Origin of the sequence: Nocardioides potassii (assembly GCF_021648885.1) — a bacterium.
Lineage (GTDB): Bacteria > Actinomycetota > Actinomycetes > Propionibacteriales > Nocardioidaceae > Nocardioides > Nocardioides potassii.
The window spans coordinates 60633-77417 of record NZ_JAKJHZ010000006.1; the positions used below are offsets into that span (position 1 = coordinate 60633).

Here is a 16785-nt window from a genome sequence, read left to right on the forward strand (position 1 = left end):
CCCGCAGGATACGCGTGGCGGGGCGACGGAATGTCGGCCCAGAACCCGGCAATCCTACGATCCGACACCCGTCGCGCCCGGTGGTCCGCGGCGAGGATGAGGCCATGACGAACGACATCGTGCACTGGGTCGACGGCGGCGAGCTCGCAGGCGAACCCGACGGTTGGGCCGACGTGACCAACCCCGCCACCGGTCAGGTCACCGGTCGCGTGGCACTGGCCAGCGAGGCCGATGCCGCGCAGGTCATCGCCGCGGCGAAGAAGGCGTCCCGGTCCTGGGGCACCACCTCGCTCGCGCGTCGTACACAGGTGATGTTCGCCTTCCGCGAGCTGCTCAACAGCCGCAAGGACGAGCTCGCGGCGATCATCACCTCCGAGCACGGCAAGGTGCACTCCGACGCGATGGGGGAGATCTCGCGCGGCCTCGAGGTCGTCGAGTTCGCGTGCGGGATGTCGCACCTGCTCAAGGGCGGCCACAGCGAGGAGGCGTCCACCGGCGTCGACGTCCACTCCAAGCGGGTGCCGCTCGGCGTCGTCGGCATCATCAGCCCGTTCAACTTCCCGGCGATGGTCCCGATGTGGTTCTTCCCCGTCGCGATCGCGGCCGGCAACACGGTCGTGCTGAAGCCGAGCGAGAAGGACCCGAGCGCCGCCAACTGGCTCGCCGCGCTGTGGAAGGAGGCCGGGCTGCCCGACGGTGTCTTCAACGTGCTGCACGGCGACAAGACCGCCGTCGACGCGCTCCTCACCAGCCCCGACGTGCAGTCGATCAGCTTCGTCGGCTCGACCCCGATCGCGGAGTACGTGTACGAGACCGCGAGCCGGCACGGCAAGCGGGTGCAGGCCCTCGGCGGTGCGAAGAACCACATGGTCGTGCTGCCCGACGCCGACCTCGACCTGGCCGCCGACTCGGCCGTCAACGCCGGCTACGGCAGCGCCGGCGAGCGCTGCATGGCGATCAGCGTCCTCGTCGCGGTCGACCCGATCGGCGACGAGCTCGTCGCCCGGATCGCCGACCGCACCCGCACCCTCCTGATCGGCGACGGCGGCCGCGAGGCGACGGGCGCGGAGAAGGAGGCGGACATGGGGCCGCTCGTCACGAAGGCCCACCGCGACAAGGTCAGCTCGTTCATCGACTCCGGCGAGGCGGCCGGCGCCAAGGTCGTCGTCGACGGCCGCGACGTCCAGGCCCGCGGTGGCTCCCAGGACGTGGCCGAGGGCTTCTGGCTCGGTCCCACCCTCTTCGACGACGTCACGCCGGAGATGGACATCTACCGGGAGGAGATCTTCGGTCCCGTCCTGTCGGTCGTCCGGGTGCGGTCCTACGAGGAGGCGATCGCGCTCGTCAACGCCAACCAGTACGGCAACGGCACCGCGGTCTTCACCAACGACGGTGGCGCCGCGCGCCGGTTCGAGGCCGACGTCGAGGTCGGCATGATCGGCGTCAACGTGCCCGTGCCCGTGCCGGTCGCCTACTACTCCTTCGGCGGCTGGAAGCGCTCGCTCTTCGGCGACACCCACGCCCACGGCACCGAGGGCGTTCACTTCTTCACCCGTGGCAAGGTCGTCACCACCCGGTGGATCGACCCCGCCAACCGCCCCGAGGGCGGCCTCGAGCTGGGATTCCCGCGCAATGACTGAGATGCAGACCCGCACCGACCTGAGTGACACCCACGACGCCGCGCGCGCCTACGAGCTCGACCGCGCGCACGTCTTCCACTCGTGGTCCGCCCAGGCCGAGATCTCCCCGATGGTGGTGACCCGCGCCGAGGGCAGCCACGTCTGGGACGCCGACGACAAGCGCTACCTCGACTTCAGCTCCCAGCTGGTCTTCACCAACCTCGGCCACCAGCACCCGCGGGTGGTCGCGGCCATCCAGGAGCAGGCGGCGCACCTGTGCACGATCGCGCCCGCCGTCGCCAACGGCGCCCGGTCCGAGGCGGCGCGGCTGATCGCGAGCCACACTCCCGGCGACCTCGACCACGTCTTCTTCACCAACGGCGGCGCCGACGCCAACGAGCACGCCGTACGCATGGCGCGGCTGCACACCGGGCGGCACAAGGTGCTGACGACCTACCGCAGCTACCACGGCGGCACGCACCTCGCGGTGAACATGACTGGCGACCCGCGCCGCTGGGCCAGCGACCACGGCTCGACCGGCACGGTCCACTTCTTCGGCCCGTTCCTCTACCGCAGCGCCTTCCACGCCACGACCGAGACGGAGGAGTGCCAGCGAGCGCTCGAGCACCTGGAGCAGGTGGTCGCGCTGGAGGGCCCCGCGACAGTCGCCGCGATCGTCCTCGAGGCGATCCCCGGCACGGCCGGGATCATGGTTCCGCCCCCGGGCTACCTCGCCGGCGTCCGCGAGATCTGCGACCGGCACGGCATCGTGCTCGTCGCCGACGAGGTGATGTCCGGCTTCGGTCGCGCGGGCCGCTGGTTCGCGGTCGAGCACGGTGGGATCGTGCCGGACCTGATCACGTTCGCGAAGGGCGTGAACTCCGGCTACGTGCCCCTCGGCGGGGTCGCGATCAGCGACGAGATCCACGCCACCTTCGCGCACCGCGTCTACCCGGGCGGCCTCACCTACTCCGGACACCCGCTGGCGTGCGCGGCGGCCGTCGCCACCATCCGCACGATGGAGGACGACGACGTGGTCGGCCGCGCCGCGCGACTCGGCGAGGACGTCATCGGCCCCGGCCTGCGTGCGCTCGCCGAGACGCACGACCGCATCGGTGAGGTCCGCGGCACCGGCGCCTTCTGGGCGATCGAGCTCGTCGCGGACCGGGCCACGCGCGAGCCCCTTGCGCCCTACGGCGGGTCCAGCCCGGAGATGGGTGCGATCGTGAAGGCCTGCCAGGAGCGCGGCCTGCTCCCGTTCGTGAACTTCAACCGGATCCACGTCGTCCCGCCGCTCACCACGACCGACGACGAGGCACGTGAGGGCCTGGCGATCCTCGGGGCCGCCCTCGATGCGACGGCCTGAGCGCACCGCCTACGAGCGCCACGCTCCCGACCCCCGCGTCGTGGAGCGGGCGCTCGCCGACAGCGTGCAGTCGGTCTTCTGGCTCGACGACCTCGGAGCCACGACGACGTACGACGAGCTGACCGCTTCGACGCGCGCGGACCTGACGATCGTCGGTGGCGGCTACCTCGGCCTCTGGGCCGCGCTCCACGCCAGGCGTCGCGACCCGGGCCGCCGGGTCGTCCTCCTCGAGGCGAGGACGATCGGCTGGGCGGCATCCGGGCGCAACGGTGGGTTCTGCGAGGCGTCCCTCACCCACGGCGAGGACAACGGGCGCAACCGCTGGCCCGACGAGCTCGACACCCTCGGGCGCCTGGGCCGCGACAACCTCGCGGGGTTCGAGGAGGACGTGCGAGACCTCGGCATCGACGCCGAGTGGGAGCGCACCGGCATGCTCTCGGTCGCCGTCGAGGAGCACCAGGTCGACTGGCTGCGCGGCGACGAGCACTTCCTGGGCCGGGAGGAGGTGCGCGCCGAGGTCGACAGCCCGCTGTTCCTCGCCGGTGCGCTCGAGCCGGACGACACCGCCCTGGTCCACCCGGCGCGGCTCGCGGCCGGGCTCGCCCGGGTCGCTGCCGACCTCGGGGTCGAGGTCCACGAGCAATCGGCCGTCACCGACGTACGTCGTCGCGGACGGCAGGTGGCCGTGTCGACCGACCGCGCCGTCGTCACCGCCGACCACGTCGTGCTGGCGACCAACGTCTTCCCGTCGCTGCTGCGCCGCAACCGGCTGATGACGGTCCCGGTCTACGACTACGTCCTGATGACGGAGCCGCTGAGCGCCGAGCAGCGCGCGTCGATCGGCTGGTCCGGCCGACAGGGCCTCGGCGACCTCGCCAACCAGTTCCACTACTCGCGCCTGACCCGCGACGGCCGGATCCTGTGGGGTGGGTACGACGCGATCTACCCGACGGGCGGCCGGGTGGCGGCGCGCCACGAGGACCGTCCCGCGAGCCACGCGCGCTTGGCGTCGCACTTCCTGGCCACGTTCCCGCAGCTCGAGGACGTGCGGTTCAGCCACCGCTGGGCGGGCGCGATCGACACCTGCACCCAGTTCACCGCGTTCTACGGCCTGAGCCACGACGGCCAGGTCGCCCATGCCGCGGGCTTCACCGGTCTCGGGGTGGGCGCGACGCGGTTCGCGGCCGAGGTGCTGCTCGACCTGCTCGCGGGCGAGCAGACCGAGCGCACGTCGCTGCGGATGGTGCGCGAGCGACCGCTGCCGTTCCCGCCGGAGCCCCTCGCGTCGGTCGGCATCAACCTCACGCGGTGGTCCCTCGACCGGGCCGACCACCGCCGGGGGCGACGCAACGCGTTCCTGCGTGCCCTCGACGCGGCCGGCCTCGGCTTCGACAGCTGAGCCGGATGGGCTCAGGCAGCCGGGTGCGTCTCCACGAGCTCGGACCTGAGTCCGGCCAGGATGCGCGTGAGCACGCGCGAGACCTGGGCCTGCGTCAGGCCGATCGCGTCGGCGATCTCCTGCTGCGTCTGCTCGTCGACGAAGCGCATCCGCAGGATCCGCTGGTCACGGTCCGTGAGCGTGCGGAGGAGGGGCTCGAGCACGATGCGCGCCTCGGCGGCGGCGACCGAGCGGTCCTCGAAGCCGAGGAGGTCACCGAGGGACGACGCGCCGTCGCCGACCGGTCCGTCGAGCGACGTCGGGGAGAAGCAGCCGTCGGCGGCGAGCGCCTCCACGACGTCGTCGAGCGGTACGTCGAGGTGCTCGGCGACCTCGCTGGGCCGCGGTGAGCGACCGAGCTGCGGCTCGAGCTCCTCCTGGGCGCGGGAGATGCGGGACTGCAGGTCCTGCACGCGCCGCGGCGGGCGGACCATCCAGCCCGCGTCACGGAAGTGCCGGCGCAGCTCGCCGCGCACGGTCGGGACGGCGTACGACAGGAAGTCGTGACCGGCGCCCGGGTCGAAGCGCTGGGCCGCCTTGGTGAGGCCGAGCAGGGCGACCTGCTCGAGGTCGTCGAGGTCGATGCCGCGGTTTCGGTAGCGACCGGCCATCGACCGGGCGACGCCCGCGTTGGTCTCGATGAGCTGGTCGATCAGGGAGTGCGAGTCGGCGGTCTGGGACTCGGCGAGGCGCAGGTCGGCGACGATGTGGTCGGTACGACGAGCGCGTTCCCGGCCGTCGACCGCATGGGTCGCGACGGGGAGGGCGGGAAGCAGGGCGTGCTGGGGATCGATCTGAGTGGTGACCACGGGATCGCTCCTTCCAGGCTGTAGGTGCGCTCACCGTGGTCTCCAGCAAACGACCTCTCGAAGGTGCCATGGTCCAGACCACCACGCAAGCCGCTAAGCGAACCCCCGGCGGTGCGATACGGACAAACATTGGACACGTCGTGTCCGAAATACACCCTTAGGGAGTACTGCGCGCCAGGGTGGCAGCGGGGTTCTCCCCGAACACCTGCCGGTAGTCGGAGGCGAAGCGACCGGGGTTGTGGAAGCCGTAGCGGGAGGCCACGTCGCCCACCGTCGAGGCCGAGCCGTCACGAAGCGACTGGCGGACGAGGTCGAGCCGCACGCGCCGCAGGTAGGCCAGCGGGGTGCAGTTGAGGTGACGGCGGAAGGCGTACTGCAAGGCGCGTGGGGTCACTCCGCACCGGTCGGCGAGGCGGGCCAGCGAGAGGTCCTGGCCGGCCTCCTCCTCGATGACCTGCACCGCGCGCCGGACCGTGGCCGGGCTCGCGTCACGCGAGTCACGCCGCACCTCGCCCATGGAGGTCTCCGCCACCACGGTGTTGGGGAACGTCTCGAGCAGGGTGTGCCCGAGGAGCCGCACCGCGTCCTGGCGCCCGATCGGGGACTCGTCACCGGGGAAGGTCGAGGCGAGCTCGTCGACGATCGCCCGCCACCGGGCACCCGCAGCGGGGGTGCGCGGGACGTAGGAGGTGAACCTCAGGTCGTCGGCCGTACGTCCCGGGGCGACGTCTCGGACCGCTTGGGTCAGCGCGTCGCCGGTGAACGCCGTGGCACGCAGCTCGTAGTGGGCGCCCTGCCCGGTGAACGGCATCTGCCAGCCGGCTGAGACCACCGAGTCGCCGTCGCGCGCCTGGTCGGTCCGTCCGTCGCGGGTGTACTCGACGACACCGTCGAGCATGTCGACGACGACGAGCACGGACATGGGCTCGGCGTCGAACCTCAGCGTCGCGTCGAGGTCCACGTGGTCGACGGCGACGTCGCCGTGGTCGGTGCGTCCGTGCCGGATGGTGCCCATCTCCCCGGACAGGCGCAGGTCGGTGCCGTAGGCCTTGTCGAGCCAGTCGCGCGCCTCGTCGCCCGTGCCCTCGAAGTCGTACGCGTCGGGCGAGCCGCGACGTGACCGGACCGGGGACATGGGGGTCTCCTGGACGAGGAGCTGACGACCCGGTGGCTGGAGTCAGCACGACTCTAGACCCGGCCACTGACACCGCGCGACCACCGCACAGCGCGGTCGAGGGTGGTCGCCCCACCCTGTAGAGTGGTCGCCGCACATCGACCTCCGCCCTGTGTCCGCGGACCGACGTCTCGAAGGGAGACGCATGTCCGGGACACCTCCGTCTCTGGGCGAGCCCGCGTTCGGGCCCGAGCCCGATGCCGACGGGCTGCGCGAGGAGATCGCCCAGCTCCAGCAGGCCGTGCAGGCACAGCGCGCGATCGGCATGGCCGTGGGGCTGGTGTCCGCGAGGTACGGCTGCAGCACCGAGCAGGCGTGGCGCACGATCCTGCGGGTGTCCCAGCACAGCAACACCAAGGTGCGCACGGTGGCGCGCACCCTCGTCGCCGTGCACGACGCGACCGCGACCGCCGAGGACCTGGAAGTCCTCCGCACCTTCGAGGCCCAGCTGCCTGCCTCGGGGTGGAGCGCCGGACCGTCCGCGTAGCATCCGCGCCATGAACATCGACGCCGCCGCCCTCGCCGAGAGCCTGCGCAGGCTCGCGACCACGGGGCAGGACAACGACGGGGTGGTCGGTGCGCTCGAGCAGGTCCTCGACGCGGCGGTCACGCTCTTCGGGGTCGACGGTGCGGGGATCCTCGTCGCCGACGAACAGGACGTCCTGCGCTACGTGGCGGCCAGCGACGGCCCCGGTCGCCTGCTCGAGCAGTCCGAGGCTGCCGCGGGCCAGGGCCCCTGCACGGAGGCGTTCGTGAGCGGCACGGTCGTCACCTCCTCCGACGTCTCCGTCGAGACCGAGCGGTGGCCGGTCCTGGCGGAGGCGATGTCGGAGCAGCCCGTGCGAGCCGTGCTCGGCACCCCGGTCCGCGTCGGCGGTGTCCCGGTCGGGACGCTCGACGTCTACCGGCAGTCGGCCCACGAGTGGGACGACAGCGAGGTCGCCGCTCTCGGCCTCTACGCCGAGGTCATCGCGACGACGCTCACCGCCGCGCTGCAGGCACACACCGCCGGCGAGCTGGCCCGCCAGCTGCAGTACGCCCTCGACTACCGCGTGGTGATCGAGCGCGCCGTCGGCTACCTGATGGCCAAGGAGGGCATCGACCCCGTGGCGGCCTTCAACTCCCTGCGCGGCGCCGCCCGGAGCCGGCGCACCAAGATCGGCGAGGTCGCCCAGCACGTGCTCGGCACGGGCGGCCTGCCCGCCTGAGTCCCCTCACTCGGTGGCGGTGCCGTCTCCCTCGTGCGGGATGGTGCGGGTCTCCACGATCTGGTGGGCGACGTCGCGCAGCTTGACGTTGGTGGTCGACGACAGCCGCCGCAGCAGCTCGAAGCTCTGGTGCTGGTCGATGTCGTAGCGCTCCATGGCGATCCCCTGCGCCATCCCGATCACGTGGCGCGAGCTCACCGCCGTCTGCAGCGTGCTGGTCCGGCGCGCCGAGGACAGCGCCGTCGTCGCGTGGACGGCGTACACCAGCGCGAGGTCGACCACGTCACGGTCGGCGAAGCCACCTGCCTCCTCGCTGTAGAGGTTGAGCGCGCCCAGCGGACCGTCCGGGTCGGTCACGGCGACCGACAGCAACGACGCCACCCCGAGCTCGGCGGCGCGGGGGCCCCACGTCGGGTAGCGGGCGTCCGAGGCGACGTCGCCGCTGCGCAACCAGCCGCCCGTGTCGGCGATCTCGAGGCACGGCCCCTCGCCGAGCTCGTACTGCAGCGCGTCGGCCTGGCGGGAGACCGGGTCGCTGCTCGCCAGGGTCCGGTGGCGCCCCCGGGACGTGCGGATCGTGAGGCTGACCATGTGCGCCTCGGGGACGAGGTCGCGCATCCGGTTGACGATCGCGCGCGAGGTGAGGGCCTCGTCGGGCTCCTGCTGCAGCTCCGCAGCCAGGGCCGCGAACACGGCCAAGGAGTCGTGGGACGACAATGTTGATCCTCGAAGGAACGCACCAACGACCCGTGTTCTGGAGTCGGACCGGAATGTAGCGAACCGTTTCCGGTCGGATCAACGCGACACCCCCGGTGAGACGCGCGCATGGGTGACGGGCGAGGGGGTACCTCGGCGACATGCCGGAGGACGTCGCATGAGCAGCACGAGCCGCACGATCGCCGCCACGCCCGAGCAGGTCTGGTCGGTGCTCGCCGACGGCTGGCTCTACCCCCTCTTCGTCGTCGGCGCCGCACGCATGCGCGAGGTCGACGACACCTGGCCCGCGGTGGGCTCGAAGCTGCACCACAGCGTCGGCAGCTGGCCGCTCATGATCGACGACACCACCGAGGTGCTCGAGGTCGAGGAGCGCCAGCGGCTGCTGCTGCTCGCTCGCGGCTGGCCCGCCGGGCACGCCCACGTCGAGCTCCTCCTGGAGCCTCGTGGCGCCGACACCCTCGTGACCATCAAGGAGCAGGCCACCGGCGGCCCGGGCGCGCTGGTCCCCAAGGTCGTCCAGGACCCCCAGCTCCACCTCCGCAACGTCGAGGCGCTGCGCCGCCTGGCCTTCCTGGTCGAGGGGCGGGCCAAGGAGGGACGCCTCCCGTGACGGCCGCTGCCGATCGACGGCCGGACGCCGTCGTCGTCGGCGCCGGACCCAACGGCCTCGTCGCGGCCAACCTGCTCGCCGGTGCCGGCTGGGACGTGGTGGTGCTCGAGGCGCAGCCCACGCCGGGCGGTGCGGTCAGGAGCGACCGCGAGGTCCACCCCGACTTCGTGCACGACACCTTCAGCGCCTTCTACCCCCTCGCCGTCGCGTCGCACGCGATGACCTCGTTGCACCTCGAGGACCACGGGCTGCAGTGGGAGCACGCCCCGGCGGTGCTCGGCCATCCCTTCGGGGACCGCCAGTGGGCCGTGCTGCACCGCGACCGCGACCGCACCGCCGCCGGGCTGGAGGAGCTCCACCCCGGCGACGGCGAGGCCTGGCTCGAGCTGTGCCGCACGTGGGACCGGGTCGGCGGGCCGCTGGTCGACGCCCTCACCTCCCCCTTCCCGCCGCTGCGCGCCGGGGCCCGGCTGCTCCCCGGGCTCGCGCGGGCGGGCGGGCTCGACACCGTCAAGCAGCTCGCAACGCCGGTGTCGTCGTTCGGCCGGGAGAAGTTCGGCGGCCCGGCCGCTCGCCTGCTCCTGGCCGGCAACGCCGGCCACGCCGACTTCCCCCTCGCGTCACCCGGGTCGGGTGTCTTCGGGATCTTGATGTCGATGCTCGGGCAGACCGTCGGCTTCCCGGTCCCCCGCGGCGGCGCACAGGCGCTGACCGACGCGCTCGTCACCCGCCTCACCAGCCTGGGCGGCCGGGTCGAGACCGACACCCCCGTCACCCGCGTCGTCGTACGCGACGGCGCTGTCGCCGGGGTGCTGACCCGCGACGGCGACTGGTACGACACGCACGTCGTGGTCGCCGACGTCGCCGCCCCGCACCTCTTCGGCGGCATCGTCCGCGCCGAGGACCTGCCCCCGCGCGTGGTGCGCGGGATGCAGGACTTCGAGCTCGACCCGGGAACGGTCAAGGTGGACTGGGCGCTGACGGGGCCCGTCCCCTGGGCGGGGTCGCCGGCCGCGGCGCCGGGGACGGTGCACGTCGCGGACTCGGTCGAGGAGATGACCGAGACGCTCTCGCAGGTCGCGTCGGGCACGATCCCGGACCGCCCGTTCCTCCTGACCGGCCAGATGACGACGAGCGACCCGACGAGATCACCGGCCGGAACGGAGTCGTTCTGGGCCTACACCCACGTGCCCCAGCCGTCGAGGACGCGTGGCGACGCCGCGGACGAGGTCACCGGTCGCTGGGACCACGACGACCTCGAGCGATTCGCCGACCGCATGCAGGCGCGGATCGAGGCGCGGGCTCCCGGCTTCGGCGGGCTCGTCGCCGCCCGCCGTGTGCTTGGTCCCCACGAGCTGGAGGCGCGCAACGCCAACCTCATCGGCGGCGCCGTCAACGGCGGCACCTCGCAGCTGCACCAGGAGCTGGTCTTCCGTCCCGTGCCGGCGATGCGCGGTCGTGCCGCCACCGGGGTCCACGGGCTGTTCCTCGGGTCGGCATCGGCCCACCCCGGCGGCGGGGTCCACGGCGCGGCCGGCGCCAACGCCGCCCGCGCTGCGCTGTGGCAGCGCCGGCTGCGCGCGCTCCCCCGACGTCGTACGGCGCGGGGGGTCCGGTGACCGACCGCATCGACTTCGGCACGCTGTCCATCGCCTACGACGAGCGCGTCCTGCAGCCGCGCGAGTGGACGGCCGCACAGTCCGAGTGGGCCGCCGAGATCGCCGGCGGGGCTCCCGACGGGGCGATCCTCGAGCTGTGCTCGGGGGCGGGCCACATCGGCCTGCTCGCGGCCGTGGGCTCCGGACGGAGCCTGCTGTGCGTGGACGCGAACCCGGTCGCGTGCGACTACGCCCGCGCCAACGCGGTCGCCGCCGGCATCGCCGACCGGGTCGAGGTGCGCGAGGGCCGGCTCGAGACCGCGCTGGCCGACGACGAGCTGTTCCCGCTGGTCATCGCCGACCCGCCCTGGGTGCCGCGCGACCTGACGTGGCACTTCCCCGAGGACCCGCTCTCCGCGATCGACGGCGGCTCGGACGGCCTCGACATCGCCCGGGCGTGCCTCGACGTGGTCGCCGACCACCTCGCCCCCGGCGGATCGGCCGTGCTCCAGCTCGGCACCGCGGCCCAGGCCGAGACGCTCGCGCGCGAGGAGTGGTTCACCTCAGGCCGGCTCGTGCAGGTCGAGGTGCGCCAGCACGTGCGCGGGGTGCTGGTGCGGGTGGACCGCCCGGCCTGAGGTCAGCCGCGCGGGATGACCTTGTGGGTCCCGTCGCACCACGGCAGGCGGCTGGACTTCTCGCAGCGGCAGAGCGCGACGACCGGACGGGTCACGGCGTGCACGGTCCCGGTGGCGTCCTGCACGGAGGTCGCACCGCGCAGCAGCATCGGGCCGTGGGGCTGGAGGACGACGTCAGGGTGGTCGAACTCCTGGTCGGTGCCGTCGTCCCAGAGCTCGCTCATGCGCGGTCCCACGCGGCGAGCACGGCCGTCGCGAAGCGGGCCTCGAGGTCGAGGCAGGCGAAGGCACCGAAGATGATCTCGGAGGCCTGGTCGGGCTCGTCCTCGGCGAGGGTGCCGCAGATGTCGCGGGCGGCGAGGTGCTCATGGATCGCGTCGGCCTCGACGTGCTCGTCGTAGTAGGCGGTCATCGCTCCGTCCAGGCCGAGCCGGCTGAGCCCCTGGACCATCTTGCGCGAGGGCAGCGAGCTGGTCATCTCGAACGCCGCGAGGTGGCCCATCGCGGCGCCGCGGAGGCGACGCTGGAGGCCGAACATCGAGCTGGCGTTGTTCATCTCGAGGGTCTCCGGCAGCGCGTCGTCGACGTAGGCGCCGTACTCCGAGCGGAGGCCGACCGCGACCAGGCCGCGGGCGAAGAGGTGGGAGTGGAGCCGGTTGGGGTCGCCGTCGCCGTACTCGTCGTACTGCAGCTCCATCAGCGCCGCCTTGGCCCGCACCGGCAGGCGCGGCACGACCCACGCCGAGGAGTCGGACTCCTTGAGGTGGTAGATCGAGCGCTGCCGGAGCAGCTCGAGCACCTCGTCGAGGGTGGCGTGGCGCCGCACGTGGTCGGCGAGGGACGGGCCGTCGTCCTCGGCGACCACGCGCTCGAGGGCCTTCGGAACGTCGGCCGGCCGCACGTCGGCCGGCGACACGTCGGCGCCGGCCCAGCGGTCCCGGAGCCGCTCCTCGAGGGCGATCTCCAGCGTCTGTCGTACGGCGAGCGCCTCGGGGTCCCACTCGGCGCGGTCCGCGGCGTCCTCGAAGCCACGGTAGGACAGCTCGTGGAGGGTCCAGAGCGTGATCGTCTCGTCCTCCCACGAGCCCGCCGACGGCGCCGGACCCAGCTCGTGGTCCGACGCCGTCGCGGCGAGCCGCGCGACTGTCCACTCGCTGAGCGGGCCGCGCGGCTTGGGCATCCTCACGGGTTGAACACCACCTTGACCATGCCGTCCTCCTTGTCGCGGAACTTCCGGTAGGCCTCGGGAGCGTCCTCGAGCGGCAGGTGGTGGGTGGCGAACGACTCGACGCCGAGCACGTCGTCGTCCTGCATCAGCAGGTCGAGGATGTCGTCGGACCAGCGGCGGACGTTGGCCTGGCCCATCCGCAGCTGCACCTGCTTGTCGAACAGCTGGAACATCGGCAGCGGGTCGGTCGGCGCGCCGTAGACGCCCGAGATGCTGATCGTGCCGCCCCGGCGGACCGAGTCGATCGCGCTCATCAGCGCGGCGAGCCGGTCGGAGCCGACGTTGAGCATCATCTTCTCCTGCACCTTCTTGGGCAGGAGGGCGAGCGCCTTCTGCGCGGCCTCGGCGACCGGCGACCCGTGGGCCTCCATGCCGACCGCGTCGATCACCGCGTCGGCGCCGCGGCCGTCGGTCATCTCGCGGATGGCGTCACCGACGCCGTCGACCTGCGAGTGGTCGATCGTGCGGCCGCCGCGGCCGTGCACGCGGGCAAGCCGCTCGGGCACGTTGTCCACCACGATCACGTCGAGACCGTGGTGCATCGCGATGCGGGAGGCCATGTCGCCGATCGGACCGGCTCCGATGACCGCGAGCGTGCCGCCGTCCTCCACGTCGGCGTACTCCACGGCCTGCCACGCCGTCGGCAGGACGTCGGAGAGGAAGAGGAAGCGGTCGTCCGGCGGGCCGTCCGGCACCTTGATCGGCAGCGTGTCACCGAACGGGACGCGCAGCAGCTCCGCCTGGCCGCCGGGGACCTGGCCGTAGAGCTTGCTGTAGCCGAACAGGCTCGCGCCGGTGCCGGAGTCGCGGTTCTGGGTGGTCTCGCACTGGCTGAACAGGCCGCGGTCGCACATCCAGCAGGAGCCGCAGCTGATGTTGAAGGGGACCACGACACGGTCGCCCGCCTTCAGCGTCTCGACGGCGGACCCGACCTCTCGCACGATGCCCATCGGCTCGTGACCGACGACGTCTCCGTCGGTCATGAACGGGGTGAGCGGGTCGTAGAGGTGCAGGTCCGACCCGCACAGCCCGGTCGAGGTGATCTGGACGATGACGTCGGTCGGCTCCTCGATGACCGGGTCCGGGACGTCGATGACCTGCATGTCCTGCCGGCCCTGCCAGGTGACTGCCTTCACTGCGTGATCTCCTCCGTGTCGAGGTCGTGTCGAACGTTCTCGTCCGGGACAAGTGCCCCCGGTCGAGGGGGTTCATGTGCCGGGCGAGCTGCGCATGTCCGTGCTGCCGAACGGGCACCGACCGTGGCTGGAGCACTGGCGCGCCGCCGTCGGCGCACCGCACAGCGCGACCGGCGTCGAGGGCTGACCCACCCCTCCGTGCTCGCCCGAGCGGACGTGGTGGCACGCGGACACCCCGTGTGAGGTTGGCTCCATGAGCAAGCCGGCACCCGAGCACCGTCGCCCCGAGGGCGTGACCGACGAGACCGTGGAGGCCGTCGGCAAGCTGTCCGCGGCGATGGACCACGTCGAGGACGCCCGCGGCCACATGTACGCCTTCCACCGGCTGATGGGCAGCGCGGAGAGCACCCTGGAGGAGGCCGAGGCGATGCTGCGCGAGGCCGGGCACACCGACCTCGCCGACACCATGGACGACGAGATCCTCGGCCAGAACCCGCTCCCGGGCATGTGGTCGTTCCAGATGGTCGAGGCCTTCGACGACGGGTTCTACGCCCGCGCGAAGGGCTTCCACCAGCGCGCCCTCGACGACCTGGTGGAGGGGAAGCGGCACGTCTTCGAGGCCGAGATGAAGGAGCTGCGCCGCACCCCCGGCCGCGAGGGGCACGAGACCCGGCCGGCCGACGTCGAGGGCGACCCCGAGTACGACGGCTGAACCACGCGCCGAGGGGTACCGGGGCCGCATGGAGCCGTCACCGACCCCGAAGACCCCGTCCCGCGTCGTCCTCGTCACCGGTGCCTCGAGCGGCATCGGCGAGGCCACCGCGCTGCTGGCGGCGAGCCGGGGCGACCACGTCGTCCTGCTCGCTCGCGGACGCGAGTCCCTGGAGCGCGTGGCGGCCGACTGCGAGTCCCGCGGCGCCGCGTCCGCGCTCGTCGTGCCGACCGACATGTCGGACGACGCGCAGGTCGAGGCCGCGGTAGCCGCGGCGGTCGCGCGGCACGGCCGGCTCGACGTCGTCGTCGGCTCGGCCGGCGTCGTGGCCTACGGGCGCATCGCCGACGTGCCCGCGGACGTCTTCGACCAGGTGGTGGCCACCAACCTCCTGGGCTCGGTCAACCTGGCCCGCCACGTGCTGCCCGTCCTGCGCGAGCAGGACGGCGACTCCGGCGCTGGCAGCGTGGTGCTCGTCGGGTCGGTCATCGGCCACATCGCCGTCCCCGAGATGGCGGCGTACGTCATCAGCAAGTGGGGCGTGCGCGGGCTCGTCCGCCAGCTCCGCGTCGACAACCGCGACCGGCCCGGCATCCGGTTCGGCTACGTCGCGCCGGGCGGTGTCGACACCCCGATCTACCGCCAGGCCGCGACGTACGGCGACTCGGTGGGCCGGCCGCCGTTCCCAGTGAGCTCGCCCGAGACGATCGCCCGGCGCGTGCTGACGGTCGCCGACCACACCTGGCGCGGCGGCCAGGTAGGTGTCTCCAACGACGTGATCCGCTTCGGCTTCACGGCGCTGCCCTGGGTCTACGACCGGCTGGTCGGCCCGCTGTTCTCGGTGGTCGCGCAGGACCTCGTGGCGCCGGTGGTGCGCGGTCCGGGCAACGTCCTCACCTCACAGCAGGACGGCAACCGGCTGCGGGGCGAGCAGGGCAGCGCGCTGCTCGGGATCGCCGCGAACCTGCGCGAGGTCGTCCGCCGCCGGCTCTGACCGGGTCAGACCCGGGCGATCGGCGTCGCGACGCGCGGCTTCGGTGCGTCCGCGTCGCCACCCATCAGCAGTCCGTGCTGGATCGCCCACAGGACCGCCTGCGACCGCGAGGTCACCTCGATCTTGGCGTAGGCGCCGCGGATGTAGGACTTCACCGAGTTGATGCTGAGGTTGGTCTGCTCGGCGATGTCGCGGTTGGCCAGGCCCGAGGCGATCATCGAGAGGACCTCGGTCTCGCGGTGGGTCAGCGGCCACTTCTCGGCGCTCGGCCGGACGGGCTCGCCCTTGCCCGACCACGCGTCGACGATGACGCGGCCGTCGGCGATCTGCAGCAGGTTCCAGATCAGGCGCCGGGTGGGCAGCCACTTGCTGACGAAGCCCGCCGCGCCGCGCGACATCTCGGTCGACACGGCCTCGGGGCTGCAGTCCCAGCCGAAGGCGACCATGCGGGTGGGGAAGCGCTGCGGCGCGGACGTCGTACGCCGCTGGGCAGACGGCTCGTAGAGGGTCAGGTCGCACAGCGGCGCCGGTCCGGTGGTGCGGTAGGGCACGACCGAGATGACGGCGGAGTGCGGCTCGAACATGGCGCGGATGCCGTGGACGACGAGCTCGCTCTCGTCCATGATCGCGACCTTGACGTGCCGGGGTGCGGTGGTGCCCTGTCGATCCATGCCCGGAGGTACCCCGATGGGCGTGGCGCATACGCACCCGGTCCTGCAGGGTGCCGGACGTGGTCCTGCGCCGGTCAGGCCAGCAGCACCCGCGCCACGGTCGCGGCCTGGGACTCGGTGACCCCCGCCTTGTCCGCCGCCTGGTTGAGCAGGCCGGCGGCGTCGTCGGTCGTGACCCCGACGCGCGCGGCCACCAGGCCGATCGCGACGTCCACGAGGCGTTGCACCCGCAGCCGCTCCGGGGCCGCCTCCGCTCGCCGGCGCGTCTCGAAGCCCAGGTCCGCGTTGGTCACCGCGCCGGCCTGCCACGCGCCCAGCGCGGAGACGAGCCCCTCGATGCGGTCGTGGAAGGCGTGGGCGGTGGAGGCGTACAGGTCGATGTTGAGCACCGCCCGGCCCTTCTCGACGACGGGGAGGCACACCGTGCTGGCGATCCCTGCGAACGCGCGCTCACGCGCCATCTCCGCCCACTCGCGCTCGTCGAGGACGAAGTCACCGTCCTGCTGGGCTTCGCCGTCCGGGTCCGGATCGGACGGGCGACCCGCACGGTCGGGGTCGACGAGGGTGAAGGTGAGATCGTCGTCGAGCAGCGTCACGCTGAGCGCGACGCACTCGGGGACCGTCCGCACGGCCCAGCCCTCGATGACGCGCAGGAGGCCCTCGACGTCGTCGACGGACGGCGTGACGTACTCGTCCAGCGCTTCCCTGCTCTGGGGCAGCAGCTCCACGGGGTCACCCTCCGCCGTCGGGTAGTCCTGGTCGTCCTGGTCGTCTCGTGTCATCGATGGTCCTCCGCGCCCACCGGGCACACCACACCCGCGCGGGCGGTCGGACCCGCCCCTCCTCGTCCCGGCCCTCATGCGCATG

The 16785-nt window shown here is 72.7% G+C and carries 18 protein-coding genes; 10 read left to right on the plus strand and 8 right to left on the minus strand.

The window, feature by feature from the left end; translation table 11 throughout:
- Nucleotides 1–104 precede the first annotated feature (104 nt).
- Genes L2K70_RS09630 through L2K70_RS09640 form a run of 3 tightly spaced genes read left to right on the plus strand, consistent with a single transcriptional unit; the run spans nucleotide 105 to nucleotide 4384 of the window.
- A complete protein-coding gene (locus L2K70_RS09630) occupies nucleotides 105–1640 on the plus strand; it encodes a CoA-acylating methylmalonate-semialdehyde dehydrogenase (protein WP_236401621.1) in 1536 nt (511 codons plus the stop codon).
- The gene (locus L2K70_RS09635; protein ID WP_236401622.1) at nucleotides 1633–2985 is read left to right on the plus strand and encodes an aspartate aminotransferase family protein; all 1353 of its coding nucleotides are present in this window, start codon (nucleotides 1633–1635) and stop codon (nucleotides 2983–2985) included. The genes L2K70_RS09630 and L2K70_RS09635 overlap by 8 nt, the downstream gene beginning before the upstream one ends.
- Nucleotides 2972–4384, plus strand: coding sequence for an NAD(P)/FAD-dependent oxidoreductase (locus L2K70_RS09640; RefSeq protein WP_236401623.1), 1413 nt, complete (start codon nucleotides 2972–2974; stop codon nucleotides 4382–4384). The genes L2K70_RS09635 and L2K70_RS09640 overlap by 14 nt, the downstream gene beginning before the upstream one ends.
- Nucleotides 4385–4395: 11 nt before the next feature.
- Here L2K70_RS09640 and L2K70_RS09645 read toward each other — a convergent pair whose 3' ends face one another.
- Nucleotides 4396–5232 carry a sigma-70 family RNA polymerase sigma factor gene (locus tag L2K70_RS09645; RefSeq protein ID WP_236401624.1) on the minus strand — a complete coding sequence of 279 codons (837 nt, stop codon included), beginning with the start codon at nucleotides 5230–5232 and terminating at the stop codon, nucleotides 4396–4398.
- A gap of 157 nt (nucleotides 5233–5389) precedes the next feature.
- Complete coding sequence (locus tag L2K70_RS09650) at nucleotides 5390–6367, minus strand: AraC family transcriptional regulator (RefSeq protein ID WP_236401625.1); 978 nt, start codon at nucleotides 6365–6367, stop codon at nucleotides 5390–5392.
- 184 nt (nucleotides 6368–6551) lie between these two features.
- Between L2K70_RS09650 and L2K70_RS09655 the strand changes: the two genes are divergently transcribed.
- Both L2K70_RS09655 and L2K70_RS09660 read left to right on the plus strand, forming a co-directional pair.
- Nucleotides 6552–6893 (plus strand): ANTAR domain-containing protein, encoded by a 342-nt coding sequence (locus L2K70_RS09655; protein ID WP_236401626.1) that lies wholly within the window; start codon nucleotides 6552–6554, stop codon nucleotides 6891–6893.
- A 10-nt stretch (nucleotides 6894–6903) separates the two neighbouring features.
- Nucleotides 6904–7614, plus strand: coding sequence for a GAF and ANTAR domain-containing protein (locus tag L2K70_RS09660; protein WP_236401627.1), 711 nt, complete (start codon nucleotides 6904–6906; stop codon nucleotides 7612–7614).
- Between the two features lie 6 nt (nucleotides 7615–7620).
- Here L2K70_RS09660 and L2K70_RS09665 read toward each other — a convergent pair whose 3' ends face one another.
- A complete protein-coding gene (locus L2K70_RS09665; protein ID WP_236401628.1) occupies nucleotides 7621–8331 on the minus strand; it encodes a GAF and ANTAR domain-containing protein in 711 nt (236 codons plus the stop codon).
- A gap of 157 nt (nucleotides 8332–8488) precedes the next feature.
- Between L2K70_RS09665 and L2K70_RS09670 the strand changes: the two genes are divergently transcribed.
- From L2K70_RS09670 to L2K70_RS09680, 3 genes are read left to right on the plus strand one after another with little or no spacing between them, the layout of a single operon-like run.
- Nucleotides 8489–8941, plus strand: a complete 453-nt coding sequence (locus tag L2K70_RS09670) for an SRPBCC family protein (protein ID WP_236401629.1) — start codon at nucleotides 8489–8491, stop codon at nucleotides 8939–8941.
- The gene (locus L2K70_RS09675; protein WP_236401630.1) at nucleotides 8938–10560 is read left to right on the plus strand and encodes a phytoene desaturase family protein; all 1623 of its coding nucleotides are present in this window, start codon (nucleotides 8938–8940) and stop codon (nucleotides 10558–10560) included. Before L2K70_RS09670 ends, L2K70_RS09675 begins: the two co-directional genes overlap by 4 nt.
- The gene (locus tag L2K70_RS09680) at nucleotides 10557–11177 is read left to right on the plus strand and encodes a methyltransferase (protein ID WP_236401631.1); all 621 of its coding nucleotides are present in this window, start codon (nucleotides 10557–10559) and stop codon (nucleotides 11175–11177) included. The genes L2K70_RS09675 and L2K70_RS09680 overlap by 4 nt, the downstream gene beginning before the upstream one ends.
- A 2-nt stretch (nucleotides 11178–11179) precedes the next feature.
- Here the strand turns inward: L2K70_RS09680 and L2K70_RS09685 are convergent, their stop codons facing one another.
- The 3 genes from L2K70_RS09685 to L2K70_RS21640 are packed head-to-tail and all read right to left on the minus strand — an operon-like array spanning nucleotide 11180 to nucleotide 13541.
- Nucleotides 11180–11401 carry a CDGSH iron-sulfur domain-containing protein gene (locus L2K70_RS09685; protein WP_236401632.1) on the minus strand — a complete coding sequence of 74 codons (222 nt, stop codon included), beginning with the start codon at nucleotides 11399–11401 and terminating at the stop codon, nucleotides 11180–11182.
- A complete protein-coding gene (locus tag L2K70_RS09690; protein WP_236401633.1) occupies nucleotides 11398–12357 on the minus strand; it encodes an iron-containing redox enzyme family protein in 960 nt (319 codons plus the stop codon). The genes L2K70_RS09685 and L2K70_RS09690 overlap by 4 nt, the downstream gene beginning before the upstream one ends.
- Nucleotides 12358–12359: 2 nt before the next feature.
- The gene (locus L2K70_RS21640; RefSeq protein WP_236401634.1) at nucleotides 12360–13541 is read right to left on the minus strand and encodes a zinc-dependent alcohol dehydrogenase; all 1182 of its coding nucleotides are present in this window, start codon (nucleotides 13539–13541) and stop codon (nucleotides 12360–12362) included.
- A gap of 253 nt (nucleotides 13542–13794) precedes the next feature.
- Between L2K70_RS21640 and L2K70_RS09700 the strand changes: the two genes are divergently transcribed.
- Together L2K70_RS09700 and L2K70_RS09705 are read left to right on the plus strand one after the other, a co-directional pair.
- Nucleotides 13795–14253 (plus strand): hypothetical protein, encoded by a 459-nt coding sequence (locus L2K70_RS09700; RefSeq protein ID WP_236401635.1) that lies wholly within the window; start codon nucleotides 13795–13797, stop codon nucleotides 14251–14253.
- A gap of 28 nt (nucleotides 14254–14281) precedes the next feature.
- Nucleotides 14282–15247 carry an SDR family NAD(P)-dependent oxidoreductase gene (locus L2K70_RS09705; RefSeq protein WP_236401636.1) on the plus strand — a complete coding sequence of 322 codons (966 nt, stop codon included), beginning with the start codon at nucleotides 14282–14284 and terminating at the stop codon, nucleotides 15245–15247.
- Nucleotides 15248–15252: 5 nt separating this feature from the next.
- Here L2K70_RS09705 and L2K70_RS09710 read toward each other — a convergent pair whose 3' ends face one another.
- Nucleotides 15253–15918 (minus strand): helix-turn-helix transcriptional regulator, encoded by a 666-nt coding sequence (locus tag L2K70_RS09710; protein ID WP_236401637.1) that lies wholly within the window; start codon nucleotides 15916–15918, stop codon nucleotides 15253–15255.
- 74 nt (nucleotides 15919–15992) lie between these two features.
- On the minus strand, nucleotides 15993–16700 hold the full coding sequence (locus tag L2K70_RS09715; RefSeq protein WP_236401638.1) for a hypothetical protein: 708 nt from the start codon (nucleotides 16698–16700) through the stop codon (nucleotides 15993–15995).
- Between the last annotated feature and the right edge of the window lie 85 nt (nucleotides 16701–16785).